Source organism: Brevibacillus agri (assembly GCF_004117055.1).
GTDB classification, from domain to species: Bacteria; Bacillota; Bacilli; order Brevibacillales; family Brevibacillaceae; genus Brevibacillus; species Brevibacillus agri.
Window position 1 is genome coordinate 4,093,961 of the sequence record NZ_CP026363.1, and the last position, 19,774, is coordinate 4,113,734.

The 19,774-nt window shown below is 53.1% G+C and carries 6 protein-coding genes and 1 pseudogene; all 7 read right to left on the reverse strand.

Translation table 11 applies throughout. The features are described 5' to 3' along the window. Window positions 1–30 precede the first annotated feature (30 nt). The 7 genes and pseudogenes from BA6348_RS20135 to BA6348_RS20160 all read right to left on the reverse strand — a co-directional run bounded on the left by BA6348_RS20135 (window position 31) and on the right by BA6348_RS20160 (window position 19,487). Window positions 31–333 carry an immunity protein TriTu family protein gene (locus BA6348_RS20135; protein ID WP_129552224.1) on the reverse strand — a complete coding sequence of 101 codons (303 nt, stop codon included), beginning with the start codon at window positions 331–333 and terminating at the stop codon, window positions 31–33. Next, window positions 333–842, reverse strand: a complete 510-nt coding sequence (locus BA6348_RS28070; protein WP_423734675.1) for a TreTu family toxin — start codon at window positions 840–842, stop codon at window positions 333–335. Before BA6348_RS28070 ends, BA6348_RS20135 begins: the two co-directional genes overlap by 1 nt. A 132-nt stretch (window positions 843–974) precedes the next feature. Further along, window positions 975–1,475 (reverse strand): annotated as a pseudogene (locus tag BA6348_RS28075) (RHS repeat-associated core domain-containing protein); the annotation flags it as partial. 160 nt (window positions 1,476–1,635) lie between these two features. Then, window positions 1,636–2,040 carry a hypothetical protein gene (locus BA6348_RS20145; protein ID WP_005837297.1) on the reverse strand — a complete coding sequence of 135 codons (405 nt, stop codon included), beginning with the start codon at window positions 2,038–2,040 and terminating at the stop codon, window positions 1,636–1,638. A 22-nt stretch (window positions 2,041–2,062) separates the two neighbouring features. After that, window positions 2,063–7,528, reverse strand: a complete 5,466-nt coding sequence (locus BA6348_RS20150; protein WP_129552225.1) for an RHS repeat domain-containing protein — start codon at window positions 7,526–7,528, stop codon at window positions 2,063–2,065. Between the two features lie 54 nt (window positions 7,529–7,582). Beyond that, a complete protein-coding gene (locus BA6348_RS20155; protein WP_007787539.1) occupies window positions 7,583–8,563 on the reverse strand; it encodes an RCC1 domain-containing protein in 981 nt (326 codons plus the stop codon). A 16-nt stretch (window positions 8,564–8,579) separates the two neighbouring features. Continuing rightward, window positions 8,580–19,487, reverse strand: coding sequence for an Ig-like domain-containing protein (locus BA6348_RS20160; protein ID WP_129552226.1), 10,908 nt, complete (start codon window positions 19,485–19,487; stop codon window positions 8,580–8,582). Window positions 19,488–19,774 lie beyond the last annotated feature (287 nt).

The window sequence follows — 19,774 nt, forward strand, 5'->3', positions numbered from 1 at the left end:
CATTTTAAATCAGGGAATACGGTATTAAACTCATTTTGAAATTGTAGAAAGATAACTTTTGAAAACCTCATTAAAATCCGAATTTGCTTGTATCTGTAGATGTTCGGATATCACCGTTTCGCCACTTGAATATTCGAGTATCTCAACATAAGCGGTATTGGTTTCCCAGAGTGTAATCAAACCAATGAATTTTTCAGGGGAATAGTGATGTACAGTGATACTAGGATTATCAGAGATTGTTGAGTCTACAATATTTATTTCTTCCGTCTCAACTCCCTTAGCTTGTAACCATCCCTTTATCTCTCTAGCCCAAATTTGAAAATTATCAAGCATTATTTTTCACCTACTATTCTTATGTTAGTGGCAGACGGCATCTGAGGTATTGGCTGTCCTTTTTTGGCCGCCAATCTACCTTCAAGTGAATTTGGCCCAATTATCTTGGCCCACCCCTCATTTGTTTGCTTTAGCGACGACGTGGGAACATCAAATTCGACATATATTGATCCCGGCTTTGCTTGCTTCCCAAAGGCATTAGCATCCGCAGGATTAGCAACATGGGTCGTCCCAGTATAACTTTCAGGTACTTTACCTGTTTTGACCATGGTATCGTATTCTTCTCTGGACATCCATCGACCTACTCGAGTAGTCGCAACATTTCCTGTCCCCTTAATAGTATTATTGGTAATTGTATTTTTAGTGCCCAACTTAACTCCAGGACCTTTTACTGAATAGCCTGCACCTCCACCATCCATTGGAATCCCATTATCCATTGCCCAGTCCCATGTAACCTGAGCTGCTATGCTATTTTTAATTTTGTTTGTACCTCTCAGTGCATCTTGCATGCCGGCTTGATCTTTTTCGAACCACTCACGATAATACTGCCAATCAATTTCCTTTGTTCCATGTATTCTCCGGACTCCCTCATTATCAAAATAATAATAGGTTCCAGAATTTCCTTCACCAACTCCTACATTGATATGTCCACTTGGATCAACATATTTTAACGGATTATTACTCACATACGTATACCGATTCAACGACAGCGGATTATCCACCTGCCCCTTAACCGTATCCTCCGACACAAACCTCCCCATCTTCGGATCATAATGCCGCGCCCGCAGGTAGTAAAAACCACTCTCCTTGTCGTACATCTCCCCCGCATACGCAAACGGGTTCATCATTGTTTCCTTGACTTTATCCTCAATCAAGTTGCCCCAGATGTCGTACTCATACGTATTTAACACATTCCCGCTCGGACCTTTGATCTTCACGACATCCCCGTGGCTGTTGTAATAGTACGTGCCTTCCTGGTTCGTCGTGTAGTCTTTGCGCCAGATCAGTTGGTTACCAAAGACGTTGCGAGCTTTGAGCCGTCCGTCCTGGGTCAGCTCCTCGATCACTTGCCCGTTGAGGTACACATAGTGGATCGTATCCGTTACGCTTCCGGTCTGCTGTTTCGTGGCCAGCAGTCTTCCACGTGACGACAATATCCAACGGCAATCTATTCATTATGTTCACCTCCCCTAGGTACAGTTCAATTACACGAAAAAATACCCCAGACGAGTAATGGAGAGTCTCGTTTGGGGTAATGCATTTTCCTCATTTTCTAGCCAGCTTATTCCCTATTAACCTTTATCACTTTTCTGAACGAAGTGGCTCATACATATCAGCAACAACTTTGTACGACTCAACATCAATAAGCTCAAAACTTTCACCAATAAACAGCTCTTCCCAAAGCCATAAAAAGAAATCTCGAGCATTGGGTGGGGCATCAAATGGTGGAAGTAGCGAATAAAATACTCTTTCAAAATCTATTTCTGGTTTAGTTAAATAGTAGCTGAGTGCTATTTTTGATTTTCTCTTTTCCACTTCCTCAAGATTATTAAAATGCTCAACAAGTGTTTCTCTAATGACTGCTTTATATTGTTGCTCTGTTTGTAACTCTATTTCTTTATAATGTGCTACAGCTTCATCATCATCAGCTAAACCCGTTAGTGGTCTTAAAAAGACATCCAGAAAGTGAGGGTTTACAACATTCATGTTTTTCCTCCAATCTTAATGATTATCTTAATTTAGGATACAATGTTACCAATTTCCCGTCTTTAAATACAGCCTGAACTTTAGTTGTATTAATTACGTTTCCTCCACCACGTAAATAACCTTCGCCAATTATTTCTCCCATATCAAAATCAAAAACAGTTTTTCCCGTTTGTCTAAAAATAGTTTCTGCTCGTTGAACGGCATTTAGCTGTTTCAGATGGGTAAGGAAACGAGATGAGTCAACCATTCTGCCAGCAATTCCATCTGGAGTTAGTCCAGTTATTGCTCGGTTATACTGTTGGGCAAGAGTTGTCTGTGCACCATGTCTAGAGAAAAAGTGAGCACCAGAAGCTTGTTCCATTTTCCTGAGTTGTGCCATCGCATTAGCTTCAATTTTTGCGGCGAGATTACCTGTGTTTCTAATTGTCCCTACTGCTGCCCCCGCACCAGCAACACCCAATCCCAAATCAGGAGCATCCCCATGATTCATGCCAACCGTATTGTTAAATGTAACGATAGCTGTCGAAAGAACTTCCCTCTGATACTGCGTTGGTACATACTTTCTTACCGCATCTTCGGGTTCTATCCCCTCTTCGTATGCCCTTCGTGCCGCAACCTTTGCCCAATGCATGTATTCTTCTGCCGGTGAGGAAAAGCCACCTACTCCTCCCGTCATCTCCTGTATGTGACCACTCGGATCCACAAACTTTAACGGATTATTACTCACATACGTATATCGATTCAAACTAAGCGGATTATCCACTTGCCCCTTAACCGTATCCTCCGACACAAACCTCCCCATCTTCGGATCATAATACCGGGCACGCAGGTAGTAAAAACCGCTCTCTTTGTCGTACATCTCCCCTGCATACGCAAACGGGTTCATCATCGTTTCCTTGACTTTGTCCGCAATCAAGTTGCCCCAGATGTCGTACTCATACGTATTCAACACATTCCCGCTCGGACCTTTGATCTTCACGACATCTCCGTGGCTGTTGTAGTAGTACGTGCCTTCCTGGTTCGTCGTGTAGTCTTTGCGCCAGATCAGTTGGTTACCAAAGACGTTGCGAGCTTTGAGCCGTCCGTCCTGGGTCAGCTCCTCGATCACTTGCCCGTTCAAGTACACGTAGTGGGTCGTATCCGTGACGCTTCCGGTCTGCTGTTTCGTCGCGCGCAGGCCGCCTGGATAGTACGTGTACGTCGTTGTTCCTTTGGCGTCCTTGTATTCGGTCAGGCGATTCAGCAAGTCGTGTTTCAGTTCGTAGCTGCGCGTCGAATCGGCGGGTGCGTTGGCATAGATTTGGCGGTTGCCGCGGCGGTCGTAGGCGTACTGGCGGGTGTTGCCCTGGATGGTTTCTTCTTTGATCCGGGACAGCTTGTCGTAAGCGAACGTGCCGTAGTTGGCTCCGCCGCGCTTTTGGCTCGTGATGTTGCCGAACAGGTCGTAGCCGTTGGTCTCGCTCCAGCCGTCGGCATAGTTCATCCCCGTGATCTCGGCAAAGGAGCTGATCGTCTTCTGCATCGCCGACGACTGGCCGGGGTAGGAGACGGTGTTCGTCTCTCCACTGTTGTTCATGTCGTAGGTATAGCTCGTCGTGCCTACGCCGGGAATGGTTACGGCGCTGAGGCGGCTGGCATTGTCGTAGGTGTAATCGACGCGCAAGGCGGGAGCCGAGCCGGAAACAGCGCTGCGGGATGGATAGACGATGGCGTCGATGGCCTCATCGTGGTCGGTGTAGACGAGCTGGTAGTCTTTTCCCATCATCGTTTGGCGGTTCAGGCGGCGGTATTCGTCGTAGCCGTAGCGGACGGTTTGGCCGTTGTTGTTTGTTTCCGTCAAAAGCGAGCCGGATAGCGGATCGTAGCTGCGTTCTTCGTAGAAGCCGCTGCCTGCGGATACCTTCGTCCTTTCGTTGAACGGCGAATATTGGTAGCTGAAAAGAACGCCGTTTTTGTCTTTGAAAGTTTTGACGGCACCGTTTTTTTCATAGGTGTACTGCTCGGCTTTGGTCTCCGGGTTCTTCTCGGACAGCTTCCAGGACAGCGCGTTGTACGTGTACACGGCAGTAGGCGTGCCGTTTTCGAGCACGGTGGTCAGGTTGCCGAGTCCGTCGTAGCTGTATTCGTTGATGTTGTTTTCCGGGTCGCGCAAATAGACCAACTGGTCGTTATGATCGTAGCGCATCGTCCAGCGTTGGGAGGTGCTGCCGTCCGAGACTTCCTTGTCCGTGACTTTTCCGAAGCGGTCGGTCTGGTAGATGGTCACGCGGCGGTGGCTGCCTCGTTGGGTCGTTTCTTCCACGCTCTCTACCCGCCCGTACAGGTCGCGGTAGGTGGTGACGATGTAGCCGTTCGGGGACAACGTTTGCTCGGTCAGGCGCGGCAAATAACTGGTGCCGTCTGAATACGCATTGGCCCGATGGGAGCGGGTCGTTCCCAGGGCGTTCGTGGTCTGGTAGACGAAGCCGTCCCAATCGTAGGCATACGTGGTGCTCTGCGCCTGGTTCCCGTATGGGATCGTGCGGCTGATCTGCATGCCGTCCGGGGTAAACTCGTTTTCTACCAGCGGGCGTTTGCCTCCGCTCGTCCCTCGCTGCTCCTGATAGGCGATGTCTCCGTATGGCGTGTAGTAGGTGATGACCCGAGACGAATCGGGCAAAATTCTCTCGACGATCCCAGGCCCCTCCGCGCTCGTGCCGGATGCGTCGCCGTCCCGATACACGTACGTGGTGGTGCGGGTCGCGCCCTGGTGGCGGAAGCTTTCACTGAGGACTCTTCCCAGCGTGTCATATTCGTAGGTGACTTTGCTGCCGTTTGGGTACGTCTGGCTTTTTACCTGACTTTGGTTGTCGATCTCGAGCGAGAAGTTCAGGACGTCCGTTTTCCCGCTCTCCAGCTCGATTCCAGTCAGAGATATTTGTGTAGGTTGCACGCCGTACGAATCGTACGCGGAAAACGTCTGCGTTCTCGTCTTTCCGCCAAAGTTTTCCGTGATCGAATAAAGCTGCGCATTCGTGTATTCATAGGTTCGCTCGGTAATCTGGCTTTTGTAGCCCGACAAGTTCACCGGGAACGAGTGAATTTCCGTTTCTTTTCGCAGCAAATACTGGTCGTTGTACTCGTAGGAAAGGTTCGAATAGTACGGCTCGCCGGACGCGGAGGTCGCCTGCGTTCGCATGGCCTTTAACTGGGAAAACGCACGGAAACCTTTTTTGCTCTCCAGATCGTACGTCCAGGTCGTCAAGATGCCGTCTGGCGTTAATTGCTTGACCAGGTGGCCGTAGTCGTCGTATTCGAAGTACGTCTCTTGCGCGTAGTTGTTGATTTTCGCGGCATACGAGGCGCGTTTGGACAAGGTTGGATCTTTCAAATATTGGTGAAAAATAGTCGTATCTGCCACGCCAGAAGCTGGCTCCAGAAAGACGTACTGATAAGTCGGCTTGGTGTGGCTGCCGGAATAGGCGTACGTGGTGTACGTCGTCGGGTTATACGACACCTGGTACTTGGCTCCGGAAATCGAGGTTCCACCTTTGCTGATTCCGGTCGTTTTCACGCTTCTCAAGAGCGGATTTCCATCTGCGTTGATGCGGAACAGGAGCGAACGGGTGTAGCGGGAAGGCTCCGTTTCCGTGACCTGGATCGTATCGCCGTGCCTGTCGGCCATGTTTTTGAGCCGAGGCAACTGGTCCTTGGGCACTTTCCACAGCTCGTAAAAACGGTCGTTGTCCGCATAGCTTTTTTCCAGCTTGTACGTGTTCGTGCCCTTTGGTGTTTTTAAGGCGTAGCTGTACGTCACTTTGTTGACAGGATGGTAGGCGACGTAGCTCAGCGCGTATCTGTCCTGGAAAATTCGCACCAGCCCGTCCTTGAAAGAGGTTTGCTCCAGTTGATACGGGCGGTAGTCGTACTGGATGGACAGCCCTTGCAATGGATAGGTGGCTTCTTGCATGAGCAGGTAGTCGATTTGCTTCCGATTCTTTTTATCTGAATCCCAGAACTTGGGTGACTCCTGGAGTGTCTGGTCGGTTACCAGCTTATCCAGCGTGTATTTTTTGTTCAGATTGAAATACGCGATTCCTTTGGTTTTCGGATTATGGTACGTATAGCGCGCGACCGTGTACGCTTGCGTTCCGCTTCCTGGTACCGGGAGCACTTCCACACGGCTCAACTGCGTGTAAATACTCAGAGCTGATTTTTTTTCGAAATGGTAGCGGATATGCTTGAGCACGGTCGTCTCTGACTTGTCCTTGTAGACGTACAGGTCTTGAGTGAGATCGTTGGTCTGTCTGCTTTTCAGGACGATGTAGCGCCCGACGCTGTCCTCGATGGTCATCAGCTCGCCGTCGCTGTTCAGCGTATACTTGATTGTATCGCCGTAAATATTTGTTTTCACAACAGTTCCGCGGTAAATATCGAACTCGTACTTCACGTTGCGATAATACAAGGTGTAATTGTAGCCCATTCGCTCAATGGACAGCTTGACATCGTTGTAAGGATACTTGAGGACCTGGGTGTGGAGAAATTCAAAAGAAGTCCCGTCTTCCAACGTAATATAATACAAATTGCTTGCCGGATAGTCCTCAATGCGGGTCGAATAGATTTCTTGTCCGGGATTGCGATTATCGTCGCTGACGGACACCCTGTGCCCTCTGGTGACAATCTCCATCCGGGGCACATTGAAATCCCATCCGGTAGCAAACTTCTCGATAGAGGGGTTTGCATCGTTTTTGGACTCTACTTCATCCCAGGTAGGCACGCTGATTTTGCTGCTCAAAGAGTGGTATCTACGCTGCAACACGACATCAAGGCCGTGCTTGCCTTCCAGGTAGACATCCTGCTCGACGAGGTTGGCGGCCCGGTACAATTCGTCTACAGAACTTTCTGTCTTGGAGCGGGCGAAGCGAAACTCCTGTTCTTTTTCTGTGAATTGCACCGCTGGAGGCGTCGTCGTCGACTGGGCTTCCATGCTTTCTTCCAGTTGGCTGAGCTCCTGCATTTTCGCCTGGACGAGCGGAGTCAGTCTGTTTAAAAGCTGTAGCTTGTCCGGTCCGAAAGCACGGAAGCGGGCAAACAGCTCCTCTTCGGAGAATGCTTTTGCTTCCTCTTGTTCTTGCAGAGAAAGGAGTTGCAGAAGATCGGAGTAGAAATAGGCTGCGAATTTCAGCAGGTCTTTGTCATACGTCCGGTGGATTTCGATGGCGGTCTGGACGTCGAGCTGTGTCCAGGTGAGCGCGGCGATATTCGCTTCGGTCAACTTGGCCGGATCGCTTGTTGCGGCTTGTTCCTCTACAGGAGCAAGCTGCTTGTTTTCGATGGACTGCTTGAGTTCCTCTGCGGCTGCTTCCGGAGTCGAGATGGCAACGGGTGTGTCCTGCGATTGCGGCAGCTCGAAAGGTTCGTTTGCCAGTACGGCTCCGGGGGGCAGGAGTGTGACGCATAGGGCAAGGCAGAGCAGGTAGATGAGTGATTTTATGGAAAGGTGTTTCATAGTGCCTCCATAATGGTTAGTTGTCCCCCCTTGGTGAGAAGGGGGGATTGGTGGTTAGGGGAGTGTGATTTTTACTGGTCTGCTGCTGTTCGAAGTTGTACCGTTTCCTACTTGACCATAGTTACCACGTCCCCAAGCATAAATCGTTCCGTCTTTCTTTCGGGCTAAAACATGATACGCATACGATCCGCTAGAAATTTCTTCGATGTCAGTTAAATCTGTTACCTGCACTGGCTGAAGTCGATTTGTACTCGTTCCGTCTCCTAATTGGCCATAACCATTGTATCCCCAAGCGTAAACTTTTCCGTCTACATCCAGGGCATAACCACTTTCATATCCTGTTGCCACAGAGACAATATTAGCAAGAGTCCCTATTTTCGTTGGAGATGACGTATTATTAGTATTGTTATTTCCTAATTGACCAGAGTCATTATATCCCCACGCCCATACAGTTCCGTCTTTTTTGACAGCCAGATTAAAACCAGACCCGGCAGCTATCTCTTTTACATCAGCTATACCTCCTACTTGGAAAGGCTTACTGTATGAGCTGTTTAAAAAATTTCCCCACAACCAAACCGTTCCATCTTTCTTTAGGGCTAATCCATGATTAGTTCCGGCCGCTATCTCGATCACGTCGGTGAGACCAACTGCTTGAACAGGAGTATAACTAGCACTTGTTTTGCCGTCCCCTAACTGACCATAGCTATTATTTCCCCAGCTCCAAACCGTCCCATCAGCTTTTAAAGCCAAGCTAAAGTCACTTCCTGCGGCGATGCGCGTAACGTTTGTCAGTCCTTTTACTTGAACAGGGACATTTTGCTGAATCGTAGTACCATCTCCTAATTGACCGTAAGAATTATCCCCCCAGGACCAGACCGTTCCATCTCCTTTTAAAACAAGAGAGTGTCTAGATCCTGCAGCGCTACTCACTGCATTTTCTGCTGCAGATACAGGGTTTTGTGACAGGGTAAGGATTGTCACCAGTGTCAGGAAAATATTCGTTACTGTTTTTACGATCGTGTTTCTTTTCTTCATTTTGTTTCCCTCCATGTTATTGTCCATTCGTTTTAACAGGAACTGGCCTATTTATCGTTGTGCCATCTCCTAATTGGCCTTTCTCGTTTTGGCCCCATGCCCACACCGTTCCGTCTTCTGTGACCAGCAAGGTGTGGCTTCCGCCCGCGGACAGGCGTTTGGCTTGCGTAGCTACTTCCTTGACTTGCACCGGAACGGTGATCGTCTGGTCGTAATAGCGAACCGTGATCGTAGCGGTCCCTGGCGTTCCTCCTGCTGTAATCACCCCGGTGGTATTGACTGCGGCTATCTCGGGATGGCTGCTTTCATATGTGGCCTGTGTGGTGACATCCTGGGTGCTGCCGTTTGCGTAGGTTGCGGTCACTTTCAACGGCTTGCTTTGCGACGGAGGCAACAGGACAGTGCTTGGTGCTGCGGTCAACTGCTTGGCGGAGATCACCAGCATGCTTTTCACTGGTGTACTCCGGTTCTGCATTGTCCCGTCTCCCAGTTGCCCTTTCTCGTTTTGGCCCCATGCCCACATCGTTCCGTCTTGTTTGACCAGCAATGTGTGGCTTCCACCCGCGGACAAGCGTTTGGCTTGCGTAGCTACTTCCTTGACTTGTACAGGAACGGTTATCGTCTGATCGTAATAACGAACCGTGATCGTAGCGGTCCCTGGCGTTCCTCCTGCTGTAATCACCCCGGTGGCATTGACTGCGGCGATCTCGGGATGACTGCTTTCATATGTGGCCTGCGTAGTCACATCCTGGGTGCTGCCGTTTGCGTAGGTTGCGGTCACTTTTAACGGCTTGCTTTGCGACGGAGGCAACAGGACGGTGCTTGGTGCTGCGGTCAACTGCTTGGCTGAGATCACTAGCATGCTTTTCACTGGTGTACTCCGGTTTTGCGTCGTTCCGTCTCCCAGTTGCCCTTTCTCGTTTTGCCCCCACGCCCACACCGTTCCATCTTCTTTGACCAGCAATGTGTGGCTTCCACCTGCTGACAGGCGCTTAGCTCGGGTTGAGACTTCCTCAACCTGAATCGGAACGGTTATCGTCTGATCGTAATAGCGAATCGTGATCGTAGCAGTCCCGGCCTTTGATCCCGATGTCACTACTCCTGTAGCATCTACAGCGGCAATCTCGGGATGACTGCTTTCATATGTGGCCTGTGTGGTCACATCCTGGGTGCTGCCGTTTGCGTAGGTTGCGGTCACTTTCAAGGGCTTGCTCTGCGACGGAGGCAACAGGACAGTGCTTGGTGCTGCGGCTAGCTGCTTGGCCGAGATCACCAGCATGCTTTCGACTGGCGTACTCCGGTTTTGCATTGTTCCGTCTCCCAGTTGCCCTTTCTCGTTTTGGCCCCATGCCCACATCGTTCCGTCTTCTTTGACCAGCAATGTGTGGCTTCCACCCGCTGACAGGCGTTTAGCTCGGGTTGAGACTTCCTCAACCTGAATCGGAACGGTTATCGTCTGATCGTAATAACGAACCGTGATCGTAGCAGTCCCGGCCTTTGTTCCCGATGTCACTACTCCTGTAGCATCTACAGCGGCAATCTCGGGATGACTGCTTTCATATGTGGCCTGCGTAGTCACATCCTGGGTGCTGCCGTTTGCGTAGGTTGCGGTCACTTTCAAGGGCTTGCTCTGCGACGGAGGCAACAGGACAGTGCTTGGTGCTGCGGCTAGCTGCTTGGCCGAGATCACCAGCATGCTTTCGACTGGCGTACTCCGGTTTTGCGTTGTCCCGTCTCCCAGTTGGCCCTTCTCATTTTGGCCCCATGCCCACAAGGTTCCGTCTTCTCTGACCATGAGCGTGTGACCCCCACCCGCTGATAGGGTACGCAACTTGCTGCCCGCTTCTATTTCCTTCCTTACTTTCACCACCACACTTCGCTGCTTCCCAGGAAACTCCACCGCAAGCGTAGCGCTACCCGCTTTGCCTGCCGACAGCAGTCCGCTCGCGCTAACGGTGGCAACCGACGGGTCGTCTACGGCATACTGCGCTTTGTCGGTGATGTCTGTCTCGGTTCCGTCTGCGTACACGGCCTTGACGACGAGCTGTTTTGACTCTTTTTCCAGCAGCGCAATGTCTTCTGGTACGAGCTTGATATCCACCAGAGCGTTTTCGACTGCGACAGCGACCGGAACGCTGGTGCTCACTCCCCCGTGCGAAATCTGGATGCTTGTGTTACCTGGCTTGACGGCTGTGACGAGTCCGTCTGCCTGGACGGTTGCGACGGTCGGATCTTGGGAGACGTACGCCGCTTGTTTGCTTACATCGGCGGTTTTGCCGTCTTTGTAAGTGGCTGTCACTTGCAAGCTTTCCGTTTTTCCTGCCAAAAGATTCAGGCTGGCAGGGGTTGCGGTCAGGCTCTGCACCGGTTCCTGGGCCTCGGTGATTTGCACAGGCACCGCGACTGTCTTGCCTTCAAACGTGATCGTGACCGTTGTTGACCCGACTGCTACGCCCGTAATTACCCCGCTGGCCGCAACTGTTGCAATCGCAGGCTGGGCGCTTTGATACACGGCTTTATTGGTAATATTCGTCACGCTGCTGTCGCTGTAGGTCGCTTTTACATCCAGTTGCTGGGTGGCCCCTTTTTTGATGCTGACCGCTTGCGGGTGGACTCCCACAGACACGAGGGTGACCAAACTGCCCGAGACCGTGACCGAAACCGTAGTGCTCTTTCCGCCGTACCTGACCGTTATTTGCGTCGTGCCTTCCGCCCGCGCTGTCACGATTCCGCCGCTCTCGACGGAGGCAACCGCAGGGCTATTGCTCGTGTACTCTGCTTGCTGCGTCACGTTCTCCGCGACGCCATTGGAATAGGTGGCGGCGATGTTCAGTTGCCCCTTGTTTCCTGCCGTAAGCGACAGTTGCGCAGGGGTTGCTTTCAGCTCCTGAAGATACGCGCCTTGTACAACGACTTGAGCCGAGGCGCTTTTCCCGTCGTAGGAAGCGGTGATGGTTGCCGTGCCGGGCGCGATTCCCGTGATGACACCTTGACTGCTCACTTGTGCCACAGACGGGTTCGACGTCTGGAAGCTGGCTACGCTGTTTACGTCTTTGCTGCTTCCGTCCGTGAAAAAAGCGGTCGCGTAGACGCGCTGGATTTGTCCTGCCGTCAGCGTGGTTTGCTGCGGGCTGAGGCTGATGGACGACAAGCGGACAGCAGGCGCTTGCACGGTGATCGTGAGTGTTTTCGTTTGGCCGCCGTAGTACAACTGTGCCTTTGTCGTGCCGCCATTGACCGCGTAAACAAGGCCATTGCTGATGTAGGCCACAGAAGGATTCTCCACGACGTACACGACTTGGGCCGTTACATCCACCTGGCTGCCGTTTTCCAACGTCGCCATCACCTTGATCGACTTGGAGCCGCCGGATGACAAGTCCACTTTGTCCAGATCAAGCTTCAAGGCGGTCGCCCGAGGTGGCGGCGCAACGGTTTGCTTCACGCTTTGCAATATGTTTCCATTGTCGTCGTGGGTAAAGCTGACGCTGACCGCGCCGTTTTCCTTGATCGCGGTGATGCGGTTGTTTTGATCGTAGACGTATTCGTACAACGTCCCCCCGGCCAACGGGGCAAAGACGGTAAACCAGATGTTGGCGGGCGCACTGTCTGTATTCGTCAGCCTGATCGTGTAGGTGCCCGTCGCCAGCTCGTAGATCACTTCAGCCGCGCTTGGCTTTTCCTTGGGAGTCACGACGTTTCCGTTGGCGAGCAAGGTCACTGTCGGGTACTTGCCCGTCGGATTTTTCAACTCGGTCACCATGCGATACTTTCCGGGAACGACTGCATTCATGGAAAACTCGACAGATTGCCCCGCCGGAATCGTGATCTCCTTGGCCTGGTTGAGCGCGATGGTTTCACCGCTTGCTTTGGCCAGAAGCGTGGCGTACAGGGAACTGTTGGAAACTATTTGCAGATAATACGTTTTCCCCGCGACAAAAGCCGCACTGACACTTCCGTTCTCTCCTGCAGCGATTTGGTCTTGCGGCTGCAAGGTTGCGCTGCGGAAGACGGAGATTTTGGCATTGGCTAAAGAGCCGGAGTCGTTATTGAGCGTGAACTGGTAAGTCCCGCTCGTCTTCGCCACGATCTTGAAATACTTCGCCTGATTGGCAGGGAAGTGCATGCGAATCGGGCTGTTCTCCTGCACCAGCGTGAAATTTCCTTCCGCCGGCTTCGTCTCCACCGTGATCGAGCTGCTGTAGCTGCTGACGCCGGACGGGCTAATGGCCCAAAGCGTAATCGTGTACACTCTGCTTGGTTGAAGCCCGGTAAACGTGTAGCTGGTGCCGCTCTCCACCGTTCTGCTCAAATTGTTATCCAGTCTGATCCCATAGTTTTGTGCCCCTGCGACCGGATTCCAATAAACTTTGATGGAGGTCGCGTCAGCTTCTACGTTCACAATGGTCGGAGCGCCCGGTTTCTTTTCTACCGTAAGCACACCGTAATATAAAGCTACACTTCCGCTGCTGCTTTTCACTTCGATGTTTTTATACGTGTCTTGCCCCAGTTCCGCTCCTGTCCATCTGAACAGCCAATGTCCGGATGTGCTCGTCGTCGTCATTTTTTTAGCGGCGTTCATCGGATTGACTTTTCCAGAGAGAACCTCTCCTGGCTGCATCCGCGTATAGGTCCCTTCCAGCGTAAACGTCTCGCTCACGTCGATCGTTTGCTTGACGGCAGGCGTAAAAACGACCAGGTTCGGGAGGACATCTACCATGCGGGCAGATTTGACCTCCGACTCCGTCCACGCCCCGCGGTTATCCTGTGCCTGTGCTGTCCAATAAACCGTTTTAAACAGCATGTCCTGGGTGATCGGAAAACGATAGCGCTCCACGATGCGGCGGACTTGGTCCTTCTCCGGAACGACTTCCATTTTTTCGCCCAGCTCATTCCCGCCCGGCGTAAATCCGACGCGAATTTTTTTCGCGACAATCACGTCGGTCACATCGTTTTCCTTGATGGTGTAGTTGATGTGTCCCGTCAGCCCGCCATCAATCGTGACCAGATTCGTCTCCTCCAGCATCGGCGGCTGATTTGTGGTCATCACGCTGAAATTCACTTTCGTCGTGGAACCTTCCACGAACGATGGCACGTCGCCCATGATCGTGCGCAGTTGCGCTTCCACCGTGGCATTTTTCACAATCGAAGAAGTGTCAAATTCATACGACCGCGCTTGCGCAGACAATTTTTCCTTGATCGAGCGCGTAACCATGCCGGATTGCCGGATGTAAATGGTCAGCTCCTGTCCGGTAATCTTGTCGTAGTACCGATTATAGGGAGTCGCATTTATATACTCCCAGGTAAACATCACTTTTTGTCCCTTGCTGAATTCCGCGTTATTTCGCGGAGTTTTCCAGGTGGCATCAATATAGATCGGGTCCTTTTCCTTCGCTTGCGCTCGCATGTCCAGGCGGAAGTCGAGCTTCTCCACCTGCGATTTTTGCACTTTCTGGTCGACGGCCCAAACCTTTAGGGCGTACAAATCGTCCGGGTTCAAATGTTGCACGGGCACGTGATACAAAAACGAGTGCGCCTGCTCGGAAGCCGTGAACAACGCGATCTGGCGCGCTTCCTGGTCGTCAATTTGGTACCAGACGCTGACCTGGTCCCTTATATTCGGGTCCAGCACCTGGCCGGACAAAATAATGACATCCTCCCCGCTTACCTCACTGATAACTTTTCCGGCTACCGGGGTGGTCAAATACACCTGGGGAGCCGCGTTATCCTGAATCTCGGTGGACAGGTAGCGAATTTCCGGCGTCCACTTGAGCAGGTCGCCCGCTTCGGTTTCTTTGGCGTTCACTTGAAAAGAAAGCTTGTCTCCTGCCTCAACTTCCAGTTCCTCCGCAAACTCCACGCCGATCTCATCGTTGTGCTCAATGGACTGCCAGCCAGAAGCTGGCCAGATTTGCCCGTCGTTTTTCAGGATGCGGACGTTGACGCCGTCTCCTTCGTTCAGGTCGATCATCGAAGCCCAGCCGCTGACGAGAATTTTCCCGGAACGCGGCGCCTCCCAGCGAATGACCGGCTCCGAACCGCCTACTTTCAGCCATGTATTTCCGATTGCTGTATCGCCTTGTTCGCTTTTCCATTCCTCCGTCTCGGCATTCCAGACTAGCTCGGTGTAGCGCTCTCCGTTTGCCTCCAGGTACGACCAGTTGTTTTTCCCTTGCTGATTGGAAAATTGCAGCCAATACGTGTACGCATCGGGAATGGATTCGACAATGGTAATCGCCTTCTCCATGCTCGTTTGCTTGCCGTCTTTTTCCGTGACCTGCACGGTCAGCTTGTGCTCGCCTGTTGGCTGCTGATCGGCTTGCAGCAAATAAGCAAAGCCTGGCTTCTGTTCCTTGCTCTCCGGATGCGTGCGCAGCACGTCTGGTCTGTCCAGCCCGTAGGTGGCTTCGCCAAGGAGCTGCCCATCCAGCAACACTTCCACTTTTTCCAGTTCGCCCGCTGGCACGAACCAGCCGGTGACGTTATACTGCCCGCTCACCACTTCCTGGTCCGCCGGGGTGTCGATAGCTCCGCCCGTGCTTGCGCCCTCGCCCTTCACCTGGACGGGAATCGTCAGCACGATGCCTGCAAAAGAAACAGTCATCGTCGTGTTGCCTGAAGCAAGAGCGGTAACGAGGCCCGACGAATCGACTTTGGCGATCAGCGCATCCTGGATCGCATACACGGCTTCGGCAGTTACGTCCTTCGTGCTGCCGTCGCGGTGCGTTTCCGTCAGTTGCAGGGCGACCGTCTTGTCCTTTTCCAGCTCGATGCTGGTCAGGTTGGCGGTCAGCGCGGCAACGGGGCCAATCGTCACTTCCCTGTCCAAAACAACGCTCTCCACGCCCTCTTTATTGGTCGCACGCACGGTTACTTTGTGCGCCCCTTCGGAAAATTTGAGCGTGTCCAGCAAATAGCGGAATCCTGCGTTAGCCTGACGGTAGTGCGGATACAGCGCGGCAATGTCGGGACGCGGCTCTCCGTATTCGGCCGTGCCCTGGAATTGCCCGTCTACGAGGACGTCCACTTTGGCGATTCCCGCCGGGTCCAGTATCCAGCCTTGCAGCGTGGTCGTGCCGCCAATGACAGCGCGCTCGAACGGAAGCTCCAACTGGCCTTTTGCCTGCTGAGACTCCGCTTCCGTCTCGGTTACCACGACAGGAATCGTGACCGTTTGCCCGCCGTAGCTGGCGACGACTTTGGCCATGCCGACTTTGAGTCCTGTCACGACACCCAGCGGACTGACGTGAATGACGTCGGTATGCTCGTGCGCATACACCGCTTCACCTGTGACCTCCCTGGCGCTTTGATCCTCCAGAATGGCCGTGATCGACAAGCTTTTGCTCGCAGCTTTCGGCAAGACGAGAGGCTGCTCCCCGTACTGCAAACGCAGCGCTGGCGCTGTCTGCCCGATCACGAAGCGTTTCTCCGGCAAAGGATGCTGCTTTCCTTCCTGATCGACGGCGATCACCGCAACCGTATGCTCGCCCGCTTGCAGCCCGGACAGATCAAGCGCATAGCTGAACCCCGCATGGCTGTTTTCATAATCCGGGTGCAGCAAGGCGATGTCTGGTCGAGCGATCCCGGGTGTTGCTATTCCGATGACGGTCCCATCGAGCAAAACATCGTAGCGGGTGACGGGCGCAGACGTTAAAAACCAGCCGGCTACCGTAGTGGAGCCTTGAACGATTGCGCCGTTTACGGGCGTCTCGAGCTCTCCTGTAGCTTGCAACGGCTCTGATTCCGTGACCGTAACGGGAATCTGGACGCTCAGCTCTCCGTAGCGGATCGTCACGCTCGTCGTTCCCTGGGCGACAGCCGTTACCAGGCCCTCTGGGCTGACCTTCGCCACTGATGCATTGTCCACCGTGTACAAAGCCAGCTTCGTGACGTCGTGCTTGCTTTGATCGGCTAGGACGGCCATGACCGCAAGCTGACGGTTTTTTCCCTGCGGAAGCCGCAGCTCCGTATCGTTCACACTGAGCGCTGTCGCAGGCAGCAACTGGACGACTTGAACACTTCTCGTGCCAATCATCGTCTGCTTGCCGTCCTTGCCTGTTCCTCTGACCGCAATCGTATGTGTTCCTTCCAGCAACTGTCCGGTATCGAGGCTGTATTGGAAGCCGATGTCTCGATCGGAGACGGAGACATCCGTAATCTCGACCTCTGGACGAGCAATGCCGTACGTGGCTTCCCCTGCCACTACTCCATCCACCAGCACCTCGACGCTCGCCACTCCGGAAGAGGCAAAAAACCAGCCGGTCACCGGGTAGACGCCGCTGATCGTAGCGTTGTCTTGCGGGCTGTCTATCCCGCCTTGCGCCAGTTCTGCTGCGGCTTTTACCTGGACGGGGAGCGCCAGCGTATGCGTTTGATAGTGAACGGTAATCGTTGTTTGCCCTGGTTCCAGCCCCGTCACAAGCCCGGTAGGCGATACGCTCGCCAAGGCGGGATTTTCGACGGTATAGCTCGCTTCTTTCGTGACGTCCTTCACCCGCTGGTCTTGAAGCATCGCGGAAATGCCCAACTGCTGCGTCTTGCCTTGGGTGAGCTCGATTTTGCTCGTGTTCGCCACAATGCTTGCCGCCGCTTCTTCCCGCTCGACCAGCACGGTCCACTCAGCCAGCATGCGCTCGCTTCCGTCGTTGCTGACCGCTGTTACTTTCAACACGTGTGGCCCTTCCTGGACTTTTGTCGTATCGAAAGCGTATTGAAACCCTGCTTGCGGATTTTCATACTCGGGATACGCAGTTTCAATGTCAGGCCGAGCCAGTCCGGTTCGGGCGTCCCCCAACCGCTCGCCGTCCAGCTCTATTGCGATTTTGGACACTCCTGCCGGATCGAGGTACCAGCCTTCCACAAGCGTCATGCCTGCTACTGTCGCCTGGTCTGCCGGCTTCTCCACTTCCCAGCGCGCTATCAGCACTGCTTCTGTTTTGACGTGGACGGGGATGGACAGCGTCTTGTCCTCGTAGGAAACGGTCACAGTCGCGGTTCCCGCCCCGATCGCTTGCACCAGGCCCGTATCGCTGACCGCGGCAACCCCTTCATCCGAAGAGGCGTATGTCGCGAGTGCCGTTACATCTTTTACCGTCTGATCTTGCAAAACGGTGGAAATCAGCAACTGATGCGTTTTCCGTAGAGCAAGCTCCAGCCGCTTGACATCTGCCTGCAAGCCTTCGGACACGGGGCTGTCGCCAATGTAGAACGTCGTGCCTTCGAGCAGCGTTTGCTCTCCCAGCGTATTGTCGATGGCGACCGCGAGCGTATGCGCCCCAGGCGTCATTTCACGGGTATCCAATGAAAAATGAAAGCCGGCATGCGCATTTTGGTAGGCCGGATATTTTGCCTCCAAATCTGGTCGCGGATCGCCGTACTGCGCTTCGCCGACCGGGACTCCATCCACCAAAATACGGATTTGCGCAACGCCCGCAGGGTCAAGATACCAGCCTTTGCCCTCGTACAGCCCGCTGACCAGTTCGCCGTTTTCCGGACGATCCAGCCCGCCAAGTGGCGTTAATGGAGCAGCCTCGCGCACCGTGACGGAAATCTCGAGCGTCTTGCCTGCAAACTGTGCGATCACTTTTGTTTCGCCTGTTCCGATCCCGCTGACCAGACCAGAGCGGTTGACCTTGGCGATTTGTTCATCCTCGCTCGTATAGCTGGCTTGCTCGGTCACGTCCTGAACCGTGCCGTCTGTTCGCTTCGCCGTCACTTTCAACTGGCGGCTTTCTCCTTGTGTCAACGGAAGCTCGCTGACAGAAGATTGCAGCGCTTCGATCTCGGAATCCGCTTCTTCCTCTTGTCCCAAAGCCGCCTCCAGGTTGAGCAGCCCTTTTCCGTAAAAACGGGACTCGCCGAGCGGGGTAGCGCTCTCTGTCAAAAGCTCGCGCACTTCGCGACTCGTAGTCTGTCCCTTCTCAGACCAGATCACAGCCGCTGCCCCGGCCACGTGTGGCGCAGCCAAAGAGGTACCCGAGCGCGTCTGATATTCCCCGCCAAGCGACGTGCTCATGATGTCGACGCCAGGCGCCATCAGGTCGAGTCCTTTTCCGACGCTGGAAAAATCGGCGCGCTGGTTTTCCCGGTCAATCGCGCCAACCGACAACACCTCTGCATACTGGGCAGGGAACAGCTCCGTTTCTTCGCCGATGCCCCGGTTCCCGGCCGCCGCAATGACCAACAGCCCGTGGTCATTGGCCCTTTTGATCTGGTCGCGCAACGCCCGGCTGTCGATATAGCCGCCCGCGCTGATCGAGATGATGTTCAGCTTGTTTTGAATCGCCCACTCAATCCCTTGAATCATGCCCGAGTACGTGCCATGCCCTTTTTTGTCCAACACCTTGATCGCATAAATTTCCGCCTCTGGCGCGACGCCGACAATGCCAAAATCGTTGTCCTTGCCAGCGATTACGCCTGCCACTGCCGTTCCGTGTCCATGGTGGTCGCTGTACCCGGGTTCGTCCTCGATGTAGGAAACGCCGCCCTTGACTTCCAGGTCTGGATGGCTGGAAATCCCGGTATCCAAAATCCCGATCTTGATGTTCTTCCCCATGTACTGCTTGTTGCGGGCTGCATTCGCTCCGATGTGCGCGATGCCCCATGGCACCTGCTGCGTTTGTGCCAGGTCTGTTGCCGCCAGCTCGGTTTCACTGTCCTCCTCGATGTAGGCGACGTTCTGGTCTTGCGCCATCGCCTGCCTCTCGCTTTCCGTCAGTTTGGCTACTATCACCTTTGAACTGAGCTGTTGCACGGACGAGCGCTGAATCGCCCTCACCGTGGCCTTCTCGCTGTTTTTAAAGCCAATCAAGTACGTCTTGCTGTTTGCGCTCGCCCCTGCATGCTCGGGAACCAGTTGCAGAAGCAGGAGCGAAACGAACAAGAATGCTTGCCACACGCTGATAAAACGGATGAATCTCTGGTTCATTCCGGTAACTCCTTATCTTTCTTAGTTTTCATTTGCCTGCTCGTATGCTTCGCAAGTCAGCCAGCCTGTCCCGTTCGGAAGCCCCCCTCTCTTCCTGCCACAGTTTCAACAACGCAACAAAAATAGTAAAATATTCCTAGAAACACACAGATTGAATTATAATGAATTGCTAAAATTGGTTCAATATCATTTTATTTGCTTTCTTACCTCTTTTTTCAAAAAAAGCGCTCAACTCCAACAAAAAAAACGCCCCTGGCCCCAGGAACGTCTTTTCCACTCGCTTTTCT

Bases quoted from the DNA above. Each gene is read 5' to 3' on its own strand.
- BA6348_RS20135 (WP_129552224.1), bottom strand. From the start codon at position 333: ATGCTTGATAATTTTCAAATTTGGGCTAGAGAGATAAAGGGATGGTTA.
- BA6348_RS28070 (WP_423734675.1), bottom strand. From the start codon at position 842: ATGCAAGATGCACTGAGAGGTACAAACAAAATTAAAAATAGCATAGCA.
- BA6348_RS20145 (WP_005837297.1), bottom strand. From the start codon at position 2,040: ATGAATGTTGTAAACCCTCACTTTCTGGATGTCTTTTTAAGACCACTA.
- BA6348_RS20150 (WP_129552225.1), bottom strand. From the start codon at position 7,528: ATGAAACACCTTTCCATAAAATCACTCATCTACCTGCTCTGCCTTGCC.
- BA6348_RS20155 (WP_007787539.1), bottom strand. From the start codon at position 8,563: ATGAAGAAAAGAAACACGATCGTAAAAACAGTAACGAATATTTTCCTG.
- BA6348_RS20160 (WP_129552226.1), bottom strand. From the start codon at position 19,487: ATGAACCAGAGATTCATCCGTTTTATCAGCGTGTGGCAAGCATTCTTG.